The 22,815-nt window shown below is 41.9% G+C and carries 23 protein-coding genes and 2 pseudogenes; 16 read left to right on the forward strand and 9 right to left on the reverse strand.

From position 1 onward, the window contains the following. Nucleotides 1–86 precede the first annotated feature (86 nt). From A7975_RS00105 to A7975_RS00135, 7 genes and pseudogenes are all read left to right on the forward strand, one after another. Nucleotides 87–572 carry an RrF2 family transcriptional regulator gene (locus A7975_RS00105; protein WP_053375187.1) on the forward strand — a complete coding sequence of 162 codons (486 nt, stop codon included), beginning with the start codon at nt 87–89 and terminating at the stop codon, nt 570–572. A 21-nt stretch (nt 573–593) separates the two neighbouring features. Further along, nucleotides 594–773 (forward strand): annotated as a pseudogene (locus A7975_RS32720) (FAD-dependent oxidoreductase); the annotation flags it as partial. A 171-nt stretch (nt 774–944) separates the two neighbouring features. Then, nucleotides 945–1,532, forward strand: coding sequence for an MFS transporter (locus A7975_RS00110; protein WP_141680167.1), 588 nt, complete (start codon nt 945–947; stop codon nt 1,530–1,532). A gap of 140 nt (nt 1,533–1,672) precedes the next feature. Then, a complete protein-coding gene (locus A7975_RS00115; protein ID WP_065383769.1) occupies nt 1,673–2,302 on the forward strand; it encodes a class I SAM-dependent methyltransferase in 630 nt (209 codons plus the stop codon). 384 nt (nt 2,303–2,686) lie between these two features. Continuing rightward, the gene (locus tag A7975_RS00120) at nt 2,687–3,157 is read left to right on the forward strand and encodes a hypothetical protein (protein WP_065383770.1); all 471 of its coding nucleotides are present in this window, start codon (nt 2,687–2,689) and stop codon (nt 3,155–3,157) included. 168 nt (nt 3,158–3,325) lie between these two features. Then, on the forward strand, nt 3,326–3,832 hold the full coding sequence (locus tag A7975_RS00125) for a GNAT family N-acetyltransferase (RefSeq protein ID WP_065383771.1): 507 nt from the start codon (nt 3,326–3,328) through the stop codon (nt 3,830–3,832). A 510-nt stretch (nt 3,833–4,342) separates the two neighbouring features. Next, nucleotides 4,343–4,741 (forward strand): VOC family protein, encoded by a 399-nt coding sequence (locus A7975_RS00135; protein ID WP_065383773.1) that lies wholly within the window; start codon nt 4,343–4,345, stop codon nt 4,739–4,741. A gap of 167 nt (nt 4,742–4,908) precedes the next feature. Here A7975_RS00135 and A7975_RS00140 read toward each other — a convergent pair whose 3' ends face one another. From A7975_RS00140 to A7975_RS00165, 6 genes are all read right to left on the reverse strand, one after another. Next, nucleotides 4,909–6,396: an ABC transporter substrate-binding protein gene (locus A7975_RS00140; RefSeq protein WP_255314127.1), complete on the reverse strand. Its 1,488-nt coding sequence runs from the start codon at nt 6,394–6,396 to the stop codon at nt 4,909–4,911. Nucleotides 6,397–6,458: 62 nt separating this feature from the next. Then, complete coding sequence (locus A7975_RS00145; RefSeq protein WP_065383775.1) at nt 6,459–7,220, reverse strand: response regulator transcription factor; 762 nt, start codon at nt 7,218–7,220, stop codon at nt 6,459–6,461. Continuing rightward, the gene (locus A7975_RS00150; protein WP_065383776.1) at nt 7,195–8,958 is read right to left on the reverse strand and encodes a sensor histidine kinase; all 1,764 of its coding nucleotides are present in this window, start codon (nt 8,956–8,958) and stop codon (nt 7,195–7,197) included. Before A7975_RS00150 ends, A7975_RS00145 begins: the two co-directional genes overlap by 26 nt. A gap of 140 nt (nt 8,959–9,098) precedes the next feature. Then, a complete protein-coding gene (locus A7975_RS00155; RefSeq protein ID WP_065383777.1) occupies nt 9,099–10,595 on the reverse strand; it encodes an ABC transporter substrate-binding protein in 1,497 nt (498 codons plus the stop codon). Nucleotides 10,596–10,682: 87 nt separating this feature from the next. After that, complete coding sequence (locus A7975_RS00160; protein ID WP_053375199.1) at nt 10,683–11,612, reverse strand: carbohydrate ABC transporter permease; 930 nt, start codon at nt 11,610–11,612, stop codon at nt 10,683–10,685. Nucleotides 11,613–11,624: 12 nt separating this feature from the next. Then, on the reverse strand, nt 11,625–12,581 hold the full coding sequence (locus tag A7975_RS00165) for an ABC transporter permease (RefSeq protein WP_065383778.1): 957 nt from the start codon (nt 12,579–12,581) through the stop codon (nt 11,625–11,627). Nucleotides 12,582–12,851: 270 nt separating this feature from the next. Here A7975_RS00165 and A7975_RS00170 point away from each other — a divergent pair, with 270 nt between their 5' ends. Next, entirely contained in the window at nt 12,852–13,385 is a 534-nt protein-coding gene (locus A7975_RS00170) for a DNA topology modulation protein (protein ID WP_065384760.1), read from the forward strand. A gap of 90 nt (nt 13,386–13,475) precedes the next feature. Here A7975_RS00170 and A7975_RS00175 read toward each other — a convergent pair whose 3' ends face one another. Continuing rightward, nucleotides 13,476–13,835, reverse strand: coding sequence for a MerR family transcriptional regulator (locus A7975_RS00175; protein ID WP_065383779.1), 360 nt, complete (start codon nt 13,833–13,835; stop codon nt 13,476–13,478). A gap of 116 nt (nt 13,836–13,951) precedes the next feature. On the opposite strand from A7975_RS00175, the gene A7975_RS00180 reads away from it, so the two are divergent. Together A7975_RS00180 and A7975_RS00185 are read left to right on the forward strand one after the other, a co-directional pair. Beyond that, a complete protein-coding gene (locus A7975_RS00180) occupies nt 13,952–14,590 on the forward strand; it encodes a nitroreductase family protein (RefSeq protein ID WP_065383780.1) in 639 nt (212 codons plus the stop codon). 304 nt (nt 14,591–14,894) lie between these two features. Beyond that, nucleotides 14,895–15,542, forward strand: coding sequence for a 2OG-Fe(II) oxygenase (locus tag A7975_RS00185; RefSeq protein ID WP_065383781.1), 648 nt, complete (start codon nt 14,895–14,897; stop codon nt 15,540–15,542). A gap of 233 nt (nt 15,543–15,775) precedes the next feature. Here the strand turns inward: A7975_RS00185 and A7975_RS00190 are convergent, their stop codons facing one another. Then, a complete protein-coding gene (locus A7975_RS00190; RefSeq protein WP_065383782.1) occupies nt 15,776–16,981 on the reverse strand; it encodes an IS110 family RNA-guided transposase in 1,206 nt (401 codons plus the stop codon). A gap of 675 nt (nt 16,982–17,656) precedes the next feature. On the opposite strand from A7975_RS00190, the gene A7975_RS00195 reads away from it, so the two are divergent. From A7975_RS00195 to A7975_RS00205, 3 genes are all read left to right on the forward strand, one after another. Next, the gene (locus A7975_RS00195) at nt 17,657–18,589 is read left to right on the forward strand and encodes an NHL repeat-containing protein (RefSeq protein WP_053375204.1); all 933 of its coding nucleotides are present in this window, start codon (nt 17,657–17,659) and stop codon (nt 18,587–18,589) included. Nucleotides 18,590–18,765: 176 nt separating this feature from the next. After that, nucleotides 18,766–19,221 (forward strand): hypothetical protein, encoded by a 456-nt coding sequence (locus tag A7975_RS00200; RefSeq protein ID WP_065383783.1) that lies wholly within the window; start codon nt 18,766–18,768, stop codon nt 19,219–19,221. Nucleotides 19,222–19,697: 476 nt separating this feature from the next. Then, entirely contained in the window at nt 19,698–20,228 is a 531-nt protein-coding gene (locus tag A7975_RS00205) for a GNAT family N-acetyltransferase (protein ID WP_065383784.1), read from the forward strand. A 64-nt stretch (nt 20,229–20,292) separates the two neighbouring features. Here A7975_RS00205 and A7975_RS00210 read toward each other — a convergent pair whose 3' ends face one another. Then, the gene (locus tag A7975_RS00210) at nt 20,293–21,048 is read right to left on the reverse strand and encodes an alpha/beta fold hydrolase (RefSeq protein ID WP_255314128.1); all 756 of its coding nucleotides are present in this window, start codon (nt 21,046–21,048) and stop codon (nt 20,293–20,295) included. Between the two features lie 225 nt (nt 21,049–21,273). Here A7975_RS00210 and A7975_RS00215 point away from each other — a divergent pair, with 225 nt between their 5' ends. The 3 genes and pseudogenes from A7975_RS00215 (at nt 21,274) to A7975_RS00220 (ending at nt 22,813) form a co-directional block, all read left to right on the forward strand. Beyond that, nucleotides 21,274–22,110, forward strand: a complete 837-nt coding sequence (locus A7975_RS00215) for a sugar nucleotide-binding protein (protein WP_082198047.1) — start codon at nt 21,274–21,276, stop codon at nt 22,108–22,110. Nucleotides 22,111–22,114: 4 nt separating this feature from the next. Then, nucleotides 22,115–22,243: pseudogene (locus A7975_RS34625) on the forward strand (helix-turn-helix domain-containing protein); the annotation flags it as partial. Nucleotides 22,244–22,351: 108 nt separating this feature from the next. Further along, on the forward strand, nt 22,352–22,813 hold the full coding sequence (locus A7975_RS00220) for a DIP1984 family protein (RefSeq protein ID WP_053375207.1): 462 nt from the start codon (nt 22,352–22,354) through the stop codon (nt 22,811–22,813). The last annotated feature ends 2 nt before the right edge of the window (nt 22,814–22,815 follow it).

A 22,815-nucleotide genomic window follows, 5' to 3' on the forward strand; every position in this document is an offset into this window, starting at 1 on the left:
AAGTCATTGCAAGCTGAAGTTGAATCATTTATTATGGATATCGCGGGTCCATGTTTATAGGGTCCTTAGGAAAGGATGAGGGGACCATGCAATACTCTAAAAGTACAGATTACGCTCTACACGCCTTACTTCATTTGGGCCAATCGGATCGCCGCAACAATATTGGAATCAAGGAATTAGCTGTGACACTTGGCGTTTCTGAAAGCTATTTATCCAAAATCATGTCCAAGTTGAGGCAGGATGGAATCGTACGTGCGGTACCGGGGGTGAACGGCGGTTACGAGTTGGCACGACCGGCCGAACAGATTACATTTCTTGATGTGGTTCAAGTAATTGAAGGAAGACAGCAATTGTTCGAATGCTCGAATTCGAATTCGCAGCAGCATCGGTTGCTAGCGAAAGCTGGGGATGTACCACGGGAGCAAGAAGGCCCAAAAAATAGCGAATGTTTGGTTGAGAAGGTGATGGGCGGCGCGGAAGAGCATCTGCACCAATACTTGCGGGAGCACTCTATCCAGTCGGTAATGGATGAAGCTTTCAAGCGTTGCAATCATGAGGTAAACAAGAAGTGATACGCTTCTTGCGCTTTAATTATGGATAATATAGATCTATGGAGGGTGGTATTGATAGCGAAAAACGAACATCTTGATGTGGTGATTATTGGCGGAGGCCCCGCTGGGTTGAACGCCGCCCTCGTGCTGGGGAGGGCGAGGAAAAATGTAGCGGTGATCGATGAAGGCCGTCCTCGCAACGCTGTCACTCGCGAGACCCATGAACAATGAACTGAATGCAGAGGCTTGGAGGAAGACGGATGGACATTTTTGAGGCAGGAAGTACAAGGTGTAGTAGCAATGTAATCACTAAATTATGGGTCGGTTTTCCAGGCGAGCTGCAACAATCCCGGATGACAAAATGTCAGGAGTAATGGCTGGTCAGAGCCGGAGGTGATTTGGACCATTGTGGCGAGCGGTGCCGCCTTGATACTTTCGTCTGGCGGCAACTTATCCGTTATTTTCACTTGTCGCAGTGCTGCTCGTCATGTTAATGATGACATTTTTCTCGACGGCGATCATGCTTCCGTTGACGGCGTTCAAGTCTGGATTGATCCTGCTTCCCGGAGGAATAGTGAACGGGAGCATGGCTCCGGTCGCTGGAAAGCTGTTCGATTAGTAGCGGTGTACATTGCGATGATGATCGGTGTCTCGCTAGTGATGATGCCCGCACAGACCGCTGGGCTCAATCAGCTGCCGCGCCATCTGTACCCGCATGGGACCGCGATCTTAAACACGCTGTTGCAGGTAGCCGGTGCGATCGGCACTGCTCTGTATATTAGTATCATGGCCAATGGACAGAAAAATTACTTGAATGGATCGAGCGACCCGCATTCTCCAGGAGAAATAGTCAAAGCGCTTGCAAACGGCATAAATAACGCCTTCTGGGTTGGCGTTTTCATCGCACTTGGTGTGTTCATTCTCGGTTTGTTCCTCCGCAAAGCGAAATCGCCGGAGATAAAAAATGAAGGGTCGGCATGATGAAGATAGACGCTGGTCCAGAACAGAACGTCATAAACCATGATGCCGCGACTTAGCTGATGTAAGATAAAACGCTAAGTCGGTCATGTCCGAAGGCTTAGCGTTTAATGTTGGGGGGACCCCATAAAGGAGATAGAGAAATGACGGAATTTTGGGAATCAAGTTTTATAGAAAAACAATCGATGTGGGGATTTGAGCCTACAGACTCCGCAATCGCGACAAAGGACTTTTTCCTTGAAAGGAATGTTAAAGACATACTGGTGCCAGGTATAGGATATGGCAGGAATGCAAAGGTTTTTATTGACAATGGAATAAAAGTAACAGGTATTGAGATTTCAAAAACAGCGATTGATTTGGCGAGGCAAAATGGGATTGATATTAGTATTTTTCATGGTTCTGTAACAGAGATGCCTTTTGATAACAAACGCTATGACGGTATATTTTGCTATGCGCTTATTCATTTATTGAATGATCGCGAGAGAGAGAAGTTTATTAAGGATTGCTATAATCAGTTAAAGCCAAATGGATATATGATTTTTGCAACTGTTTCGAAAAAAGCCCCAATGTTTGGAAAGGGCAAACAACTGGATAAAGACTATTTCGAGATAATGGAAGGCGTTAACATGTTTTTTTATGATTCTGACTCCATAAAACAAGAATTTGAAAAATATGGACTGGTAGAGTTTTCAGAAATTGACGAGCCAAGTAAGAACGTGAAAAATAAACCTCCGCTTAAATTTATAATTGTAAAATGTATGAAAGCACTATAAATATATGAAGTTGCTTCTTCGTCAGCGGCTGCTCCCAACGGCAGGCGCTTTTTAGTATTGATCCTAAAAGTCGTTTGTTATAGGCGCGAACCTTCGCCATCCATTTCATTGGAATGTTGGAATCTTACGTACCAGAAGAAGTAGATGGATAGAATGAAGCTGTAGCATCGCAAGTTGGACTGCTAGTGAAAAAACATTTCTAGTTTGTTGAATAGAAAGATTTTCTTGGCGAGGCAGTAAGATTAATTTGTATGATTTTCATTCGGCGCTCGACTATTAATCTCTATTGAGCTAACGGGCAGCAAACTGTAAATATGTGTTAAAATAAGAAAGGACGTTTATTGAAGTTCCATGTAAAATTCGTTATGAAAGGTAGGGATGTAATTGGGGACGGACATTCATGTATATATCGAGCAGAAAACGATCAAAAATGACAATCCTTTAATGACTCACTGGATCAGCGTAGATGAATGGATAAATCACCCTTGCTTTGAAGCAATGGAAGTCCGAAAAAAATACTGGACAGATAGAAATTACTTGTTGTTTGCGATATTAGCTAATGTAAGAAATCGATATAGTATTCAACCAATCTCACTGCCAAAGGGTCTACCTGACGATGTTAGCCCAGAGGTAAAGAATGAAAGTGATGAAGAAAATGGGGACGCTCACACAAGAAGTTGGCTGTCTTTAAAAGAACTCCTCGAATATGATTGGCAACAAACAATGGAGGATGACGACGAAGTAATCTGTACTTTTGAAGACTTAGTTATTCCTTTTGTGAGTGACTTTATCCCACGGCTAAGTAAAATTGACGAGCCTGAGAATGTTCGCATGGTCTTTTGGTTTGATAATTAGCAGCTCTTTAAACTAGAGGATAAAGTTAGTTGAATAATAATTCGAAGGCGACGGAGCAGATCGATCCATTACTTTCTGCTTCGCTAATTGCGAATAAACCTTATGCTGAAATTTATGATATTCTATTGAAAACATGAAATGAGAGATCAGGAGAGGCGGGCACGTGTTATGAAGCTTACATTTCCACAAGTGAATACAACGGAACAAATCGCTGAGGTTGCACGATTGGCGGCAGAAATATGGCGTGAATATTATGTATCCATTATTACAATAGAGCAGATTGAATACATGATTAGCCAATTCCAATCGATTCCAGCGATTAAGGATCAGATCCATCATCAGGGCTATGAATATTACTTCATTCATCACGATGGATCTGCGGTCGGATATATGTCGGTCAGACAAGAAGAGGGTAAGCTCTTCCTGAGCAAGTTTTACATAGGTAAGGAGCACCGGGGGCGCGGCTATGCGAGCCAAGCGTCGGCATTCCTTGAGCAGCTGTGCAAAGAGCGGAATTTAAGCCATATTTGGCTGACGGTCAATCGTCATAACGAATCCACTATTGCGGTATATGAGAAAAAAGGCTTCAAGACCGTACAAGAAAAAAAGGCGGATATCGGGAATGGATTCGTCATGGATGATTTTATTATGGAAAAAGAAATTCCGGTTTCATAACTGAAAAGAGGACCAATTGCGAATACAAGAGACCGCTCTAGAGACAGGGCCGTCTTTTTTTGAAAGATTCACAAGGATTCAATTCACGGACAAAGATAGTTTAGTTGAAATCGATAACTATGGAGGGGTAACGATGGATGAAATAGTCGGAGCATGGTCTGCAGATGCTTTATTTGAACCGGGGCCAAGTGATGAGATAATTCTACGGAAAAGACAAATAAAGTACATTCAAATTTACTAGTAAGTATCCAACAAGGAACTACGACAAAAAATGAACTGATAACCATCCTTTCGGTAGAAAACGGTAACCTATTCGAAAAAAATAAATATGGTTTAGTGAAAAGAATAATTGAAAAGGATTACTTTGCTAAAAGACTGATACTTTTAAATAAAAGCTAACTGTTTGCTTTTTTTTAACTAACGGTCAGTTTAGTTGAGCGAAGCGTTATATCTAACACCTTTTGTATTATTCAATTGGAATCATTTCCACTTAAAAGGAGGTTTCGTTAAATGGAAGAGCAAGCGAAAATAGCGAATATATCTGGTTCATCAATGGTATTGCTAGTAAAGGATACACAAGCTGCTTCTGAGTTTTACAAGAAACTTGGATTTATATATGAAGAAATTGGCGGACACGTACACGTATCAAGAGGCAATATTACATTTATTTTGCATCCCGCTAAAAACAAAGAGGATGTAAGACCTTCATCTTCTGTTGAAGGTGGGTTATATTTTGATGCTTTTGCATATACAGATGCAGTCGATTTGTTGGTTGAAGAATGCCTTGCTAAAGGTATAGAGATAGTTAAGGGTCCTAGCTACTCTGAACACTGGAGTGAATTTACTATGAAAGACGCTGATGGATACCGCATCGCCTTCGGCGGTGGAGTAAGTAAGAAGCAGGATTAGTAATGAAATTTAAACGTTAACTGTCGCGATAGTTGAACATTCAAGGAGCAGTTTGCTGCGGTAGCTGCTCCTTTATTAATTAAGCTGACGGACAGGTTAGTGTAAGGAAGAATAGTTCAAAAATTACTGCCAATGCGGCTGATTGAGGCCCGGTTCCGCTATAACGCTTAACTCTTTACGACCCGCCTCGCATCCAATTGCTTCTGTACTTCTTTCCGTACCTCTTCGATGCCTGCTTGCTTCAGCTCCTCGTTAAACTTGGGGAGGATCATGTCGACATCGACGGTGCCGGTCATGAGGCTAGGATAATATTTTTTCCAAACCATCTCGATGTTATCGGTTTGGGCGGTCAGCTTGGATAGATCAGGCGTAAAGCCGAGAGCGGTGGACTTGATTGCTTCGGCGTTGTATTTGCGGAACTGATCCCATTTATCGAGAGGTTCCGGGTTATCACCGCCCAGGGTGTTCAGAATGAACCAGTTACCCTGTGTATATTGTACTCCTGCATAGCTTGCTGGTGCATCCGGGATCGGGTTGCCGTGGCTGTCTTTGCCGGGAATGGGCACCACTTGCCCGTGTTCGCCCCGCGTGTAATGCACGCCTTCAATGCCATAATTAAATAAGTTTCTTATTTCAGGGTCGGTATTGAGCAGATTCAAAAACTTAATAGACTGGGTGGGATGTTTGGTGGTGGCATTAACAGCCATCACTCCTCCACGGACTGATTCTGTGGTGACGACACTAGGGGTAACGGGATACGATACAACCTTGTAGCCGCGATCCTTACTCCAAGTATTCTCCGAGAGGGGGCCGCCGCCTGAGGACTTCCAGAACACTTTATCCCCACGCTTAAGTCCGCCAGGCTCCCGCAGCGCAGCGTCCTTGTTAATGAAGCCTTCCTTATAATAACGACGTAATGTGTCTAATACCTGACGTGCTTCCTTTGTTTCGAAGATATTTACGACCTTAGTGTTAGGGTCCAGTGATTTCACCATCAAGGGAACTTTATGGTTCAAAACATATTCGTAGCCGTAGAGGGCAAAGAAATTATGTGAATCCCGATCTAATTCCATCGGTATGTATGCAGGTTCATCCTGTTGAATCATCCGGAGCAGCGGTTCAAGTGATTCCAGCGTATCGTACTTGGTAATGTCAATATTGTACTTATTCACAATTGAAGCGGGGTACATCCAATGATCGCGCACGGCCAGCTCTTTATTGGTCGGCACACCATAAATGCCTCCATCATTCATTCGTACCCCTTGCCAAAAGGTGGGGTCAACGGTGTCGTACAAATCCTTGCCCAGGCCCGAAAGATAGTTATCAAGTCTGAGCCATGCGCCGCGCATAGCGGTGGATGCATAATTGGGTGCAAAAGCAATGTCAAAAGGAGTTCCTGCGGATATAAGTGTGTTCAGCCGATCTTCATACTCCTGCCAACCTACCTTGATATAGGTGATAGTCACGCCAATTTTACGAACCAGGATTTCGTTGATTTTATCATTTACGAGCTTCAGATCCTTGTCAGGCTCTCCAATTGTGTAATAAATCAGATTTACAGTGTCACCATAATTTTTGTCATCGTTGCTTTTGCTAGGCTGCCGGGAGCAACCGGTCGTATACGCTGTGAGCAGCAATATAATACTGATTGTCATGAAGATACATCTGTGTCTAGAGCACTTTAGCATCCGTATCCTCCTTTCTGCCTAGCTCATTGTTAACCTTTTCCCCGCAAATCAGAGGGGGATTTTCCGAAAAAGCTATGAAAGTGTGTATAGAAATAATTGAGATTATTGTAGCCGACGGAAAGCGCGACAGAAGAAATCTTCTCATCTGACGATTGGATTCGTTCTTGTGCGAGTAGCATTCGGTAACCCATTAGGTATTCTGAAAATTTCATTTCGGACTCTTTTAGAAATAGTTGTCCAAGATAGGTGCTGTTCATCTGGAAGCGCTCTGCCACTGATTTTAAGGTAATATTCTGAGCATACTCTGTCTTGATCATTAGCAGAATGCGGTTGACCAGCTTGGATAAGCTGTCATAGCTTACACCTAGAACCGGATCCTTGTTCAAACTCTCGCAGCTAATATTACCTATCGTACCACCCAGATCTTCAACAATAATCTTCTCAATAACTCGCTGCAGCTTTGTACGTTCTACAGGCTTGAGCAGATAGTCTTTGACACCACAGCGAATGGCTTCTTGGGCATACTTGAATTCGCTATAGCCGCTCATAATAACATATTTTGTAGGGATGTGGAGCTCGTTGAGTCTCTGGATCGTTTCATAGCCAAGATTCTTGCCAATGCAGACATCAAAAATGGCGACATCTGGCATCAGGTCTACAACCTTGGACATGGCCTCGTCCGTAGATTCGCAGGTTTCGATCCGACTGAAACCGTATTCTTTCCAGTCCACGATTCGCTTCATGCCCTCCAAAATCTGAGGCTCGTCATCCATAATCAACAGTTTGTACATGCTCAGTCACCTCTTTTGATATCCGTACGGAAATCTTAACTCCAGCTTCCTCGTTATTCTCAATCTCTATAGAAAAGCTTTTCCCATAAAAGAAGTGAAGCCTTGTGTATACGTTCCGTAGACCGATACTCTCGGAGTAAGTATCATCATGGTTGGACAGTGTGCTTCGCACTGCATGTAAACGCTCCGTATTGATACCACGCCCATTATCCACGAATTCCAATACATAATGCTCCTCGTCTTCCCAGCCATTAACGACATACAGGTTAAACTCATTACTAGCGCTAAAGCCATGGATGAAAAAATTTTCAGCCAAAGGCTGCATCCAAAATTTCACGGTCGGGAGCAAGAGTAACGTTGGCTCTACATTGACTTGATAAAAAAAACGCTCGGGATACTTAAACTCCATAATCTCTAAGTACTTCTGTAGTAATTCCAGCTCACTTGCAATAGAAATGATATTTTCCTTTTTGACAATCTCACGATAGAGCGCGCCTAAGGTAGCAATTGCATCAGCGGTGTCCCTGTCCTGGTTAACAAGAGCAGTGGAGCGGATAACCTCTAACGTATTGTAAAGAAAATGAGGGTTGATTTGGTTTTGGAGCGCTATCATTTCCGTTTCTTGCTGCTTAAGCTTAAGCAAATATTCATTTCGGATATACTTATCCAACTGCTGAATCATATCGTCTAATTCCCTTGCGATCATGCCGTATTCATTTCGACGATAACGGGCAGGGCGATTAGGTGTGAAATTGGCTGTTTTCACGCGTCCAATCGATTGAATAATGCGATGCAGGAAGCGGGAATCATCCCGCATATTGTACATTATGAGCAGTAACACACTTATCATGGTCGTTAATACGATCAAAAAGATGGTGATTAGCATCCTGGCATGCTGCCGAATCAGCATAGATAAATCAACGATGCTGACGAATTTGAAATTGAATTTGGTGGATGGAAAGGTAATAAAAAATATATGCTTTAAAAAACCATTCGAAATATAACCATGACTGCGTCCATTCGCCGCCGCCATACGGGCTAGTTCCTTCAAGTCTTGGTCCTGTCCATTACCGATAAGGTATATCTCGCCAGAAGCACTGATTGCAGCGGCCTTTCCAAATCGGTATTTTTGTGTAGATTTAAAGATTTGATCACTGCTGACCAAGAAGCGCAGCTCGCCTAATTCCTTAGAGTCCACTGTAGGATCCGATAGTTTCTTGCGGTATACGAATCCCTTTAGAATGGTATCTTGAAATGCTTCATCTGTATTTGGAAGACCGAACTTATAGCTTGCAATTCCGTTATCGTTAAAGCGTACGACATTGCCATACTGGTCGGTATGAAGACTAATCTGCGTTATTTCACCTTGCGCCCAGCTGTACAAATAGGTTTTAATATCCTCTGGGAAGGATACCAGCGGCTGTGAGAACTGGCTGTTTTGCAGACTATTGGTTAAGTAGCCTTCGGCGCTGCTGCTTAAAAAGCTGCGAGCATCATCCATCAGACTATGATTGGAATATATACGCTGCATGTAAGCTTCAATCCGGTCGGCATCATACTGCAGCTCGTTCTCTACGCCAGCGAAAGCATTAGCGGCCTCTAGACGGGCATCGCCAACCCATTGATTCAGCAGCATTGCACAGGTTAGAATGCCTAGCGTGAGCCCGATGGTCAAGACGAAGACGACATAGGCGATAAACTTGTAACGATAAATTTTGATTTGTAAAAAAGAGCTCATACGACACCTCAATTGCAGCAGCTCATTGTAAGTAAGCGTTTACCATTCCACTTTAACATGATTAAGCAAAGCTTCATAGGTAGCAAGAAATAAGCATCCCATACAGAGTGTCTCAATAAGGGATGCTTATTCATTTAATCTTACTTGAAGTAATTATTAATTTGCTCTTGAGCAGCTTGCATAATCGTGTCCATACCAGCGGACTTTAGCTCAGCTGTAATCTTTGGAACCATTTTCTCCGGATCAGATGCCCCTGTAATGAGTTCATATTTGTATTTATCCCATACGGATTGGCAATTCGCCACTTCTGTCTGAAGATTACTGATGTCCAGTGCGAAACCTAGTATAGTGGACGATGTCGCTGCGTCATTCAGTTTTTTGACCTGTTCCCATTGATCCTCAGGAGCACCTTTGGTAACCGCTAGATTAAAGAATGTTCCTTGGGAGTAAGCGGCAAGCGGCCAAGTATCGGAAGTACGCTCGATTACCTTTTCGCCATCGACATTATTGTAGTCTACGCCTAACTCACCGAATGCCAGCATATTGCGCAGTTTTGGATCTGTGTTGACTAATTCGAGGTATTTCAATGCTTCCTTCTTATATTTCGAATTCGCAGAAATCGCGTTCAGGGAGCCTTGGATCGTACTCGTTGTATAAATAGGACCGAAGTGCTGAACCATATCATATTTTTGAACCGCGTCATTGATCTGCCAGCTTACTTCTGCGCCTGGAAATGCTTGAGCCGCAAAGAATGGTCTGCCTTTGTCGTTCTCTGTTTTGGTCGGAGCATCAGGGTTGATGATGCCATCCTGGTACCATTGATGCAGGAGCTTCAGATCGGCCATAACATCAGGCTGCTCGAGAACAGAGACAACCGTGCGTGATCCGTCATCAGCTTTTACGCCAATTGGGGTGAAGCCTAGCGTTAAATCGTCATAATTGTTAAAGAAGCCGTTCAATCCTTCGCCTTGCGTCATTGGCAATGGGTAGAAGCTCTTGCCTTCGCCAGACTTGATGCTGCGCAGAGGTTTATCAAGATCCTGCAGTGTTTTGATGTTATTGATATCGATGTTGTACTTTTGCACGTATTTATCATCGTACACCCAATATTGCGTTAGTGCTGAATCCTTATATGTGGGAACGGAGTAATACTTGCCGCCAATTTTTGTGCCATCCCATACTTTTTCAGGAATCAATTTGTATAAGTCAGCCGTTTCGCTTTGAACCAGATCAGTAATATCGGCAAAAGCACCCATAGCCACTTGCTTGCTGTATTTACCGCTGTTTGTGAACATAATGTCGAATGGTTCGCCAGTATTCACAATCGTGTTTATTTTGGTATCCCATTCGCCCCAGCTGGCTACCTTGATGTCAATTTTCACACCAATCTTCTCGGCTGTGTATGCATTCATGGCATCAATAGCTTTGCTGAAGTTATTTGGCACTTGGCCGCCGATGGTCCACCAGACTAACGTCGGTATATCCTTGCTAGGTGCTGCGGTGTTCTCTGCTGTGTCTGTAACTGTGGGAGGTTCGTTTGTTGTAGACGGAGCCTTCGAGCCGGAGCAGGCTGCTAAGGCACTCACCATTACTGTAAGAATACAGAGTGTAGAGAGTAGCTTCCAAGATTTCTTCATTTCATTTCCCCCTTATTGAAGTTGGATCACCGCAAGAGTTGCACAGTGATTTATCATAAACCAAGCTTGCTTGGCTTATTTCGTTTATTATCCTTTGACAGCGCCGATCGTTAGTCCAGAAATGAAATATTTCTGAAAGAACGGATAGGCGAAGGCTACAGGCAGCACAATGATTATGGCTACAGCCATGCGGGCAGATTCCTTCGGCATAGTTGCGACGAGCACGGCATAGCTAACGCCCATGCTTGCAGCATTCTTGGCAAGCGCATCCACATTGCTCATCAAGCTATTTAACAGTGCCTGAAGAGAATACAGGTTTTGGTTGTCGATATATAGCATCGATTGGAACCAGTCATTCCAATAAGAGAAGCAGAGGAACAGCCCAATTGTTGCAATGACGGGCAAGGAGATCGGTAAGATGATAGAGAAAAAGATTCGCAGCTGGCTCGCGCCATCAATTTCAGCAGATTCAATAAGCCCATCGGGAATCGTGCTTTTGAAGAAGGTTTTACAAATGATAACGTTGAACGATGAGACGGCCAGCGGTAGAATAAGTGCCCAGACGCTATCTTTTAGCCCTAATAAATTTGTATTAATGAAGTAGCTGGATACCAGACCGCCATTGAATATCATCGGGATGAATACGACCCAGGTCAGAAAGCCATTCAGCTTGTAGGTTGGTCGAGAAAGTACATAGCCCATGGAGGTCGTAAGCAATACGCCGAGCACAGTGCCAACGACAGTAACAAGAGCGGATACGCCGAGCGCCCGCAAAATCATCGTTCCCTGCTTGATTACATAGGCGTAAGCCTCACCTGACAATGCAATCGGCAACAGATGGTATCCTGTCTCACGTATGGAGTCCTCACTGGAAAATGAAATAGATAGTACAACAACTACTGGAATGACGCAGAGCAGCGCCAAGATGATAAAGATCAGGTTGAAAAAGATGTTAACGACGTTGTTTGTACGGTTAAATTTCTCAAGGCCCGTTTCGTAAGTCGTCCTTGTTGACATTGTGTTACCTCCTTACATCATCGCGCTATCAGGATCAATTTTGCGAACAATCCAATTAGCGATTAGAATAGTTGCGCAACCCAGAACCGACTGTACGAATGCGGCAGCAGCTGCCATCCCTAGTGTTGCGGACTTCAGTTGTTTATAGACCATGACATCGATCGTGGTAGACACGTTGAACAGTGAATTGGAATCTCGCGTGACCTGATAGAACAAGCCGAAATCGGTGTAGAATATACGTCCAACGGCCAAAATGAACAGCATGACGATAACTAGCTTGAGCATAGGCAATGTAATAAATCTCGTCTGCTGCCAAATGGAAGCGCCATCAATAACAGCTGCCTCATAGTATGTGCTGTCAAGGCTTGTGATGGTTGCCAGATAAATGACCATACCATAGCCCAAGCCTTTCCAGACATTTAAGAGAATCAGAAAATATGGCCAGTATTGCGGCTCCATATACCAGTTAACAGGATCGCTGCCCATATTGACGAGCATTTGATTGACAATCCCTTTATCGAAGCTTAGGAATGCCCAGCCTACAGCGGATACGACAACCCATGATAGGAAATAGGGGAGGAACATCATCGTCTGATAGACTTTACTTGCTTTGCGGTTGTGGAGCAGTCCGATCATAATCGCTAATAGAACGGGCAGCACAATGCCTAGAACGATAAAAATAATATTGTATCCGATGGTGTTTCGAATAATAATCCAAGCATCATTCGACTTGAATAAGAACTCAAAGTTTTTGAAGCCAACCCACGGACTGTTAAACACATTGCTCAAGAAGCCGCCGCTAATTCTGAAGTTTTTGAAGGCAATAATGATCCCGAACATAGGTAAGAAACAAAACAGTATGTACCAAATCGTCGTAGGCAATGCCAAGATCGTTAGTTCCGTATCCTGCTTGTGCCAACGGAATGGTAAGCGCTTTCTTTTGACTTGTTGCTCAACTGCAGATCTCATGTCTGTCACTCCTTCCGGTGTTTTCTCGCTTGTGTTGCACTTGTTAGGCTCATTGTATAATAGAGCATTCGACGCTTCTAGATAACAAACTTGATACTATAGTCAACAAACGTTAGATTCGAAAATTTCTGCTTACAGGACATGTTTGCTATTCCGCTTACCGAAGTGTTTAATCAAGTTCCTCGGGAAGGTTAATCCAAAGATTTCTAGAATGATTTGTACGATGGAATTTTAAAGGAAAGGTATACAGAATAAATGAAAACGATGTATATGAAAAAAATAATACTTATAGGTTCAGGAGGTTCTGGAAAGTCTTCTTTGGCTCATAAGTTAGGTGACAGTTTAGCTATTGATGTATACCATCTTGACGCAATGTTCTGGAAACCAGGGTGGAAAGCCACTCCGAAAGATGAGCAAAAAACGGTTCAACAGGAACTGGTGAATCGTGGGAGTTGGATTATCGACGGTAACTATAACGGTACAATGGATATCAGATTGCAAGCCGCGGATACTATAATTTTTTTAGACTTGTCGAAGTGGCTGTGTTTATACCGTGTAATAAAGAGGAGAGTTCAGTACCGTAACAAAAAAAGGAGTGACATGGCAGAGGGCTGTGAAGAAAGAATTAGTCTGCATTTTTTGAAGTGGGTCTGGGACTACCCTAAGAAACAAAAACCTGTAGTTTCCGAAAAACTGCAAAGATTATCGCAAGAAAAAGAAGTCATCATTCTAAAGACTCCTAAGGACGTGAGAGGTTTTTTGGAAAAAGTGTATTCATTAAACGAACGCGCAGACAAACAATAACCGAATATTTGAAAACGTCCCATATGTAATTGAAGTATACGGGGCGTTTTTGCGTGATGGAGAAAGCTTCAATATTTATGTGAATGGTCCTTAACATTTTGTTCGAAAATTCGCTTTTCCCTCCAAAGTTGCAGTCAAGAATTTTTTCGACTTTCTCAATTGCTTTTCAATTTCTTCAATCTCGATGATTTTCTGTTCAACTATTTTCTTCTTTACCTCGTAAGATAAGTTAAGTTGTTGATTTACTAGCAAACTTAACTCTTCTATAGAAAAGTCTACGGATAAAAGAGTCTTCACATCATTTAGAAAGTCAACAATCTCTTCAGAATAAACACGATAATTGTTTACATCCCTTTTAACAAATGAATCCGGAATTAGATTCTTGCGTTCATAGAATCTCAATGTTGATATGGGCAGACCAGTTAATTTTGAAACCTCATTTATTTTCATAATAGGACCTCTTTAGTTGTTGCTATAAACCTAGGTTTATAGTTCATAATACGAATATGATAACGAACGACATACACAATGTCAAAAAATCTAATGTTATCAAAAGGAGAGGTATTATGTTTAACAATATTCAAAATAACGATTTCGCCAACATAGTAAAGGGACGACGTTCTGTGCGTAGTTACGATGAGAACATTAAAATATCGAAAGAGGAGATAAGCGAGATTATTTCGGAAGCCAGCTTGGCGCCATCCTCTGCCAATATGCAGCCCTGGCGTGTAATGGTGGTTGATACGCCAGAAGGAAAAGAAAAACTAAGACCTCTTGTTCGTTTCAATACTTTACAAAATGATACTTCATCAGCCATGTTATTAATTTTCGGTGATACCGAGAGCTATTTATATGCTGAAGAAATTTACAATACAGCTGTGGAACAAGGAAAGATGCCCGCCGAAGTACGAGATAGACAACTTGGAACTATTCTAACGATGTTCCCGTCTCTATCAAAAGAATTGAAAGTCGAAGTAGCGAAAGTCGATAGCAGTCTCTTTGCCATGCAGCTAATGTTAGTAGCCCGTGCTCACGGGTATGATACGAATCCAATGGCAGGCTTTGAAGTTGACCAGTTAGCAAAAGCATTTGATTTAGATGAAGAACGTTATGCTCCGGTAATGATTATTTCAATCGGAAAAGCCAAAGAAGCTGGGCATGAGTCAGTTCGATTAGGATCCGATAAGATTACGTTTTGGAGATAGCCATATATCTGGAATCTATTCATACTAGTGGAAAACAATATCTCAATCATGGAGCGAAAGCAGCCGATCAGAATGATCGGTTGCTTTTTCTATGCTAACGGGCAACGTAAAGTGCCTACCAAGAAAAAAGGAACTAAAAAGGTGTGTGAACAATGAAACCTCTTCAAATCGAGATCTTAAGTAACGAATTAATCTCCTCATACAGTTTGATTATTTCGATTTTTCTGAATATAGCAGAATAAGTAGTTCCAGTATATGGTATAGTATGTTGTGAAGAATGTCATGCTATAGGGGCTGAGTAAGGATGATAGGGGATACGACAGAGAAAGAGCGGACGATATTTGATCATGCTGGAAATACGATCAAGACAGATGATCGAGAGATTCGTATTCTTGCCAAGTATGAGGAGCCATTGGTTGTCGTGCTGGGTAGTGTGCTTAGCGATGAGGAATGCGATGAGCTAATTAAACATTCTAGGGAACAATTGCAACGTTCGAAAATAGGTGGAAATCGTGAAGTCAATCAAATTAGAACGAGCAGTGGAGTGTTTTGTGAGGAGAAAGAGACGATTACAAAAATCGAGAAGCGCTTCTCTCAAATTATGAATATTCCTATCGAGCATGGTGACGGTTTGCAAGTTCTGCTATATACCCCTGGACAAGAGTATCAACCTCATTATGATTTCTTTGCAGAAACGAGTCGAGCAAGCGCTAACAATCGAATTAGTACGCTCGTGATGTATTTGAATGACGTGGAGGAAGGCGGAGAAACGGCTTTCCCCATGCTTAATATCTCAGTGATTCCTAACAAAGGCATGGCTGTCTATTTTGAATATTTTTACAGCAATCATGAATTAAACGATTTCACCCTTCATGCAGGTACACCCGTGATCAAAGGGGAAAAGTGGGTTGCCACGATGTGGATGAGAAGACAAGCCCATCGCTTTCCCTAGATGAATAATGATATGGAAGCAATGGGAAGACAGGTTGTTAACGATGGAAAAATCCGACCTCACGAGGTCGGTTTTTTTGATTTTTAGTCATGTAGATAGAACTATACCAGCTAATAGCCTGTCAATATTTAATTATTAATGAAGTAAACGAAGGGTGCTATACTGGTAAAAATGCACGACAAATAACCGCCCCATAGAATTTGGGAAGGTTTTCCTCAATATCTAAACGTTTCTTATTCAGTCAAGCGGTAAGGTTCTTTCTTGGTCAAAATTGCATAAATCCATTGGATTAGTTTATTTGCACATGCAATCACGGCTACTTTAAATAGTTTACCTTCTACTCGCTTTTTATCGTAATAAGCTCTGATTTTCTTATTACGTGAGCTTCGCAAACCACATCGCACAGCTTGATATAAGGCTGTCCGGAGTCTTCTGGAGCCGCGTTTGGTGATTTTATTTCGGGTTGCTGTAAATTTACCAGAAGAAAAGACACTTGGATCAATACCGGCAAAAGCAACCAGCTTCTTTGCGTGATCGAACCGATCGATTTCTCCGATCTCAGCTAAAATTGTTGCAGCAATTTTAGTGCCAATGCCGGGTATCGATTGGATTAAATCATACTCCAGTAATTCTTCAGCCAGGGCCTCTATCGATTTATCAAGTTTCGTTAGATGCTCCTGGTACTGAAGAAGTAAATTAATGAACAGCTCTAATGAGATTAAATGACTCGGAAATGCGGTCTCCCTAAAGGGATTTAGCTGTGCTGCAGCCATTAGTTTCTGTGCCCGTTCCAGCGACCACCGGTTCGAGGCGACATGTCCAACAAGGCGTTGTATGTTCGCCGTAACGTTTTCCACGGTCATCGCTAGCACGGATTGAGACGTTGGATACTGAGCCAGGAAACGAAGCGACACCTTAGAATAAAGGTCACCAAACACGCCGTGATACTCTGGAAAGACTTGATCCAGTACCGCTTGAAACTGCAACTTTGTCTGGACATACATTTCTGTCAGTGACTCATGTTGCCGAGTCAGGTATCGCAGATTCATCAGATACTGACCCCGTTTTTTGTAAGGCTCCAGCTCTTCTTTGTAGAACAATTCCCCCAGCTGGTAAGCGTCAGCAACATCCGTTTTCACCTTACGTAAATTCATCTTTTTCGCCTGGTGTGAAATTAACGGATTGATAATGATATACAGATATTGATGCTCATCTAGAAACTGTATAACTGGACTATGATAATGCCCCGTTGCTTCTAACACAATGGCCGGACGCTGCCCAGTAAAAGACTCCAGGTTTTGAGTAAAACGGAGGAAGGACGCTAATCCCTCAAGATTGTGCTCAAATCGAAAGGTCTTTCCGTAGGGCGATCCTCGATCTGAAAAAGCTTGTGCATGACTTTCTCCTTTAGATACATCTAATCCAATGACAGGGTTCATTCAATCACTCCCGATATTATATTCGCCGGCAACCCCTAACCTTCTTGTCGTCCACATTATCGTATGTGATTCGGGATCTGGGTCCCAACCAGCCTAATCATGGTTTAACAAGTAGGGGGGATGAACTGTATAGCTCTCGGGATCCAACTCCCACGGGCAGAAACGTTCGATCCCCGGCTACCGCTATCTTACGACCACACAAAAATGAGGTCCACCAGAAAGATCTGGTGACCTCATAATACGAACGGGTAGAATAGTAGAATAATTCCAGTTGGTTTTCGTAAAATATAAAAAATAATATTTAACGTATGGTTATAGTGCGTTTATGTCGAAAAATAAAGGGAGGACTCGATGCTTTTAATGGTCTCTTTAATGACTTACATTCCTAGAATGATAGAAGTTATTGCTTTTATCTTTCTAGTTGCTGGACTGTATCGAATGTGGAAATCTAAGCCTTTAAACGCTAACGGGTAGCAATAAATAAAGCAGTGAATTATGTCCACATAGTGCAAAATTAGGTCTTGTTAATTCAAAGATTAATATAGCTTGGGAGTGTATCATAAAAGAATACGCCTTCACGAATAGACTTTTCGAGTCGAATGTAGAAGCCTAATCCTTTTTTTGCAAACAAAGAACAATGACCAATCACTTTACTAAGGAATAGAGGGATTCATTATGACAACAAACAAAACTCCGCAATTAGGAAATACGGCACGCAGCTATGATCTTGTTCCAGATTGGGTAAAGCTTCCTGCACACTTAGAGTTTGGCTATACACATGGAATTGTCGTAGACCAGCAGGATAATGTCTATGTTTTTCATACAGGAAAACCGTCAATTTTCAAATTTGATCAGACAGGGGAGTTTCAAGCGGCCTGGGGCGAAGAGTTCGAGGGTGGCGCTCACGGATTTTATCTTCATAAGGAGCAAAACAGCGAATACCTCTTTGTTACAGACACCTCTCGCGGCAATGTTGTAAAAATGGATTTAGACGGAAAGCACTTGCTGACATTGGGAACGCCAGATCGTCCTGATTTATATAGCGAGGAGCTAAAATATATCCCTACAGACGTAGCCGTTTCGGCAAATGGTGATATTTATGTATCTGATGGCTATGGTCAAAGCTGGATCCATCACTATAATGCAGCAGGGGAATATATCCGTTCCTGGGGCGGCAAAGGTACGGAGTTGGGACAATTGAATTGTCCGCATGGTATTTCCATTGATACACGTAGTGGTGTAGAAGAGGTTTATGTAGCTGATCGCGGCAATCATCGGATTCAAGTCTTTACCTTACAGGGCGATTTCAAAAGAGTCATCGTGGATGATATGGATCAGCCTTGCAGCTTCTATTATCACGGGGATGATCTTTTCTTCCCAGACTTAAACAGTCGGATTACGATCTTCGACAAAAATGATCGGTTGATCTGTCATTTAGGCGAGGATCAGCAGGCATACAAACAAGAGGGCTGGCCGAATTTACCTAAGTCTTACTACAAAGATAATAAATTCAGCTCACCTCATGGCATTTGCGTAGATTCCAAGGGTTCTGTTTATGTTGCTGAATGGATTTTCGATGGACGAGTAACCAAGCTTGCGCTTGCATAATTGTAAATAAAGGGAACCGGCGTGTCCAGATTGACTGGATATGCCGGTTTTTTTGATTTCACGGTTATGTTTTTTCACCTCTTTTATCAATTTAAGGAGTAGGTTTGCGCAACATTTTATTACCATTATCGTCTAATTGCTAAGAGAACTTTTGGGCAAAATTGGGAGGGGTATAAATGGTTGGCAAGATAATTGGTGGCTGGATGGTTATTACGTTTAGCTATTTTCTTACGATGTATGCAATGTTTACGTTGTATTGGATCATTTTCAAAGAACCTATAGACCATAATTGGGACAAATCTGGTACTTTTGCTGGTATACCGTTGCTGATCATTCCATATTTCATAGCTGGAATATATTCGAATCTGGTTTTTGTCAATAAACGCGCGGGTGCGCTATGGATAAGCATAATTCCTGTTATTTGTGAGCGATTGTTGATTTATTTAATTGGCTATTTATTAGTGCTTGCAGGCGGTGACGGATCGATGAATGGAATAACAACTATGATGTTCATACGTGGTGAGGCAGCGCCTTACTACACGTATACCTATATCATCTGTGGTGTGATAAGCATTTTGATTTGTTTTATTGTTGCTTCTTATAAGCCTAAAGTTAATCGGTTGCTGCACTAACAGTTAACGATAGTGGAATGCAGCAGATTGCATCAGCAGTCTGCTTCTTTAATAGAAGAAATGGGCATAAAGCTTCTTCTTGGCCTTTACACTAGTGTGATGCTTTATGATTGGATTATAAGATCAACTCTGTGCCTTTGAAAATAAGTCAACTCGCTAAACGAACTGGGATTGGTCCGTTCGGCACTATGAGGAAAAAGGGTTAATATCTGGGTTTCAGACATGATCAACACTTTAGGACTTCTTGAAACGTAACTATATTAACGGTGTAACGATAGCTTAATAAACTCGAAGAAACGGCAACGGGAACTTGGCTGCCGTTTTCACGACTAATGGGCAGGAAATTTTTATCATTTTCACGAATTCTAAGTTAGAAACTTTTGCGAAGTTTGCAAAATAAACGTGATAAGAAAGGGCGGCAAGCCGAAGATACGACCGGCGCTTCTTATTGTTATAGCACCAGAGGGAGTGGGAGAATGTATCCAATACTAGAAACAGAAAGACTGTTATTGCGAGAAATTGTCAAAGAGGATGCTCAAGGTATCTTCAATTGTTTTTCTAATAAGGATGTAACACGTTATTACGGACAAGATCCTTTAACAAGCATAGAACAAGCAGAGCAGTTTGTTGCGTTTTTTGCAAAGAACTACAATGAAAAACGGGGTATAAGATGGGGGATCGAATTAAAAGGTTATCCAGGTATTATCGGGACAATAGGGTTTAACGCTTGGATGACTAAACATAAAAGAGCCGAGATCGGCTATGAGCTTCATCCCGAATATTGGCAGAAAGGATATGCCGCTGAAGCTGTTTCCGAAGTGATTTCATATGGTTTTAAAGAACTTGATTTGATGCGTATTGGAGCAGTTGTTTTTATTGAAAATGTAGCTTCTAATGAATTGTTAACAAAATTAGGATTTGAAAAAGAAGGGGTTCTAAGAAATTATATGTACCAAAATGGCGTTCCGTATGATACGAACGTTTACTCATTGATAAATTCAATTTAATGAGGGAAGCAATCAAACCTGCTGTAAAACGAGGCTGCCAGCATGCAGCAGCAGCCTTGTCGAGCTAACTTTGTCGTATTTGTCTGACACAATCTTTGATCGTATCAATCACCACTTTTGGCTCTGAGAATTGAGGGAAGTGTCCGCTTTTTTCAGCGGTGATATGCATGCTATTACTAGACAGAGCAAGCAGTTCCAACTGATGGTTGATTCGTTTTTTACGAACTTCCTCTGGCATCATACGGTTTTCTTTCCCACCTGTTATCACATATATCGGTATATGGGGAAAATGATCGATTGCGTGAATTTGTTCCGCCGTTTTTTTAACAAAATGAACCTCATTGAATTGCTTATGGGAAGACAAGGAATCAAACATCGAAAGTATCTTGTTAATTGTTTTTACGATTTTACCTTGATGTTCATCAAGGCTGATATCTTTCGGATGGCTGGATTCTAAAAACACAATGCCAGCTACTTCGTCTGGATAAAGCCGGGCAAACAAATTTGCATATAATCCTCCTAATGAATGTCCAACTAGCAGGAATGGAGGTTCAAATCCTACTATCTTTAATGCCTCACGCAACGTTTCGACAATCGTTAATCCGTCTTGGGGTTGTTGCGGCTTATCGCTACCCGTAACCCCAAAGCGATTATAGGAAAAAACAGATGATGACTCCGAAATTTCTGGCCATATTTTCAGCCAGCCCTCTATGGGCCCAGCACCGCCATTAATCAAAACGATATTGGGTTTACCGCTCCCGCTAATACAATATTGTAACTTTCCTCTTGTAGTTTCCATTTTTAAATGCTTTTGTGTCAACGCATTACACCTCACTTAGTTATCAAACATTCCCGTTTTTTATACGTGCATATTGAATATAAGTTACCAAAATTTAGCGCATTTTTTGAGAACAAGCTTTTGGACTGGTTTAGTGAAGCTAAGCATTTAATTTGAATCTCAATCAGTATGCTTAAACTAGGAGCTGCGTATCTTTTTTACGATATGGATCGTTTTCTAATAAAGGAGTTTTTCAAAGGGGGAATTATGATGCAAAAGGTACTTATATTAGGGGCAAGCGGTCTTGTAGGAAGAGCTTTGATCGATGAATTGAAAAATGGATTTGACCTGTATGGAACATATTATTCTTCGGTTACTAGTCTCCCTATTGATAAGCAGTACAAATTGGAACTTCATCAAATCGATCAGTTTAAGGAAATGATCCGTAAGATTAAACCCGATATTGTGATTTCCTGTTTGAGGGGAGAATTTGATCAGCAGCTCAGGCTCCATAAAGAATTAGCTATCGAATTAACGAATACAAATAGCCGTATATATTATTTTTCTACGACTAATGTATTTGATGGGGACTATTCGAGGCCACACGTTGAAACGGATATACCTGTATCGGAATCCGATTATGGAAAATTCAAAATTGCTTGTGAAAACATGCTGCAGGAAACTTTGGATGAGCGAGTGATCATTGTCAGAATTCCTGCGATATGGGGCAAAAATGGTCCAAGGCTGAGCCAAATCAAAGAAAATATCAAAAATAATAATGAGATAGATGTTTACAGCAATCTAGTGTGTAACCATTTATTAGATGTTATGCTGGCAAAGCAATTGCGCTTCATTATTGAAAAGGATCTAAGAGGGATATTTCACTTAGGCTCAGTGGATAGGATGACGCAGGGACAATTTTATGAACAGCTCTTAAGCGGATTAGGAAGCGAGAAGAGCATACTGCGAAATCGTTTCTATCAGGATAAAGCTGCTACGTATTATTTTCAACTGAGTTCAATTCGTGATGATCTCGCTAGTTCTCTACAGAGTAAGAATGAGGAGATTATTTCTTACTTAATGGAAAATGGTACTATGTGTTAAGGACATTTTAAACAATCATGGAGCAGTTGCTACTGAGAATCGAATATCAACATTAGAGGCGATTAGTAAGGCTTTGGAGTGTCGGCCTGGAAATATTTTAGAATACAGAAGTGACGAAGATACTCAGGCATAAACAACTGGTTTGTATAGGCAACATCCAAAAAAACAATTGGAAAATGAATTACAAATTGGTATATTAGCTTTATTGTGTTTGTTCTAATGATAGCGGAGGGGATTAGCGATGAGATTAGCGGAAGCGCTTGTAATGCGAGCGGACTGCCAACGGAAGGTGGCGCAGATCAAGCAGCGTCTTGGGAGAGTCATAAAGGTTCAAGAAGGAGAGCAGCCTTCGGAATCGCCGTCAGAGCTGCTGGATGAATTAAGGCGGACGCTGGGGGATTTGACGGTCTGGGTGAAGAAGATTAATAAAACGAACGCTTTAAGCGCGTTCGATACAAGCATGAGTCTATCAGAAGCGCTGGCTGAACGTGATCGCATCATGCAGTATCGCAATATCCTTAATGAATTGCTTAGCGAGGCTTCCATTAAACAGGAAAGATACAGCCGGCAAGAAGTGAAATTTTACACAACCGTTGAAATCGCCAATCTTCAAAAAGAGGTTGACGAGCTGTCGAGGAAATACCGCGAGTTGGACTTCAAGATACAGGAGAAAAACTGGAGCACGGATTTACTGGATAACTAAAT

The organism is Bacillus sp. FJAT-26390 (genome assembly GCF_001682865.1).
In the GTDB taxonomy this organism is placed as follows: Bacteria; Bacillota; Bacilli; order Paenibacillales; family Paenibacillaceae; genus Pristimantibacillus.

Coding starts and splice junctions, on each gene's coding strand:
- A7975_RS00105 (WP_053375187.1), top strand. CDS start 87: ATGCAATACTCTAAAAGTACAGATTACGCTCTACACGCCTTACTTCAT.
- A7975_RS00115 (WP_065383769.1), top strand. CDS start 1,673: ATGACGGAATTTTGGGAATCAAGTTTTATAGAAAAACAATCGATGTGG.
- A7975_RS00125 (WP_065383771.1), top strand. CDS start 3,326: ATGAAGCTTACATTTCCACAAGTGAATACAACGGAACAAATCGCTGAG.
- A7975_RS00135 (WP_065383773.1), top strand. CDS start 4,343: ATGGAAGAGCAAGCGAAAATAGCGAATATATCTGGTTCATCAATGGTA.
- A7975_RS00140 (WP_255314127.1), bottom strand. CDS start 6,396: ATGACAATCAGTATTATATTGCTGCTCACAGCGTATACGACCGGTTGC.
- A7975_RS00145 (WP_065383775.1), bottom strand. CDS start 7,220: ATGTACAAACTGTTGATTATGGATGACGAGCCTCAGATTTTGGAGGGC.
- A7975_RS00150 (WP_065383776.1), bottom strand. CDS start 8,958: ATGAGCTCTTTTTTACAAATCAAAATTTATCGTTACAAGTTTATCGCC.
- A7975_RS00155 (WP_065383777.1), bottom strand. CDS start 10,595: ATGAAGAAATCTTGGAAGCTACTCTCTACACTCTGTATTCTTACAGTA.
- A7975_RS00160 (WP_053375199.1), bottom strand. CDS start 11,612: ATGTCAACAAGGACGACTTACGAAACGGGCCTTGAGAAATTTAACCGT.
- A7975_RS00165 (WP_065383778.1), bottom strand. CDS start 12,581: ATGAGATCTGCAGTTGAGCAACAAGTCAAAAGAAAGCGCTTACCATTC.
- A7975_RS00170 (WP_065384760.1), top strand. CDS start 12,852: ATGAAAAAAATAATACTTATAGGTTCAGGAGGTTCTGGAAAGTCTTCT.
- A7975_RS00175 (WP_065383779.1), bottom strand. CDS start 13,835: ATGAAAATAAATGAGGTTTCAAAATTAACTGGTCTGCCCATATCAACA.
- A7975_RS00180 (WP_065383780.1), top strand. CDS start 13,952: ATGTTTAACAATATTCAAAATAACGATTTCGCCAACATAGTAAAGGGA.
- A7975_RS00185 (WP_065383781.1), top strand. CDS start 14,895: ATGATAGGGGATACGACAGAGAAAGAGCGGACGATATTTGATCATGCT.
- A7975_RS00190 (WP_065383782.1), bottom strand. CDS start 16,981: ATGAACCCTGTCATTGGATTAGATGTATCTAAAGGAGAAAGTCATGCA.
- A7975_RS00195 (WP_053375204.1), top strand. CDS start 17,657: ATGACAACAAACAAAACTCCGCAATTAGGAAATACGGCACGCAGCTAT.
- A7975_RS00200 (WP_065383783.1), top strand. CDS start 18,766: ATGGTTGGCAAGATAATTGGTGGCTGGATGGTTATTACGTTTAGCTAT.
- A7975_RS00205 (WP_065383784.1), top strand. CDS start 19,698: ATGTATCCAATACTAGAAACAGAAAGACTGTTATTGCGAGAAATTGTC.
- A7975_RS00215 (WP_082198047.1), top strand. CDS start 21,274: ATGATGCAAAAGGTACTTATATTAGGGGCAAGCGGTCTTGTAGGAAGA.
- A7975_RS00220 (WP_053375207.1), top strand. CDS start 22,352: ATGAGATTAGCGGAAGCGCTTGTAATGCGAGCGGACTGCCAACGGAAG.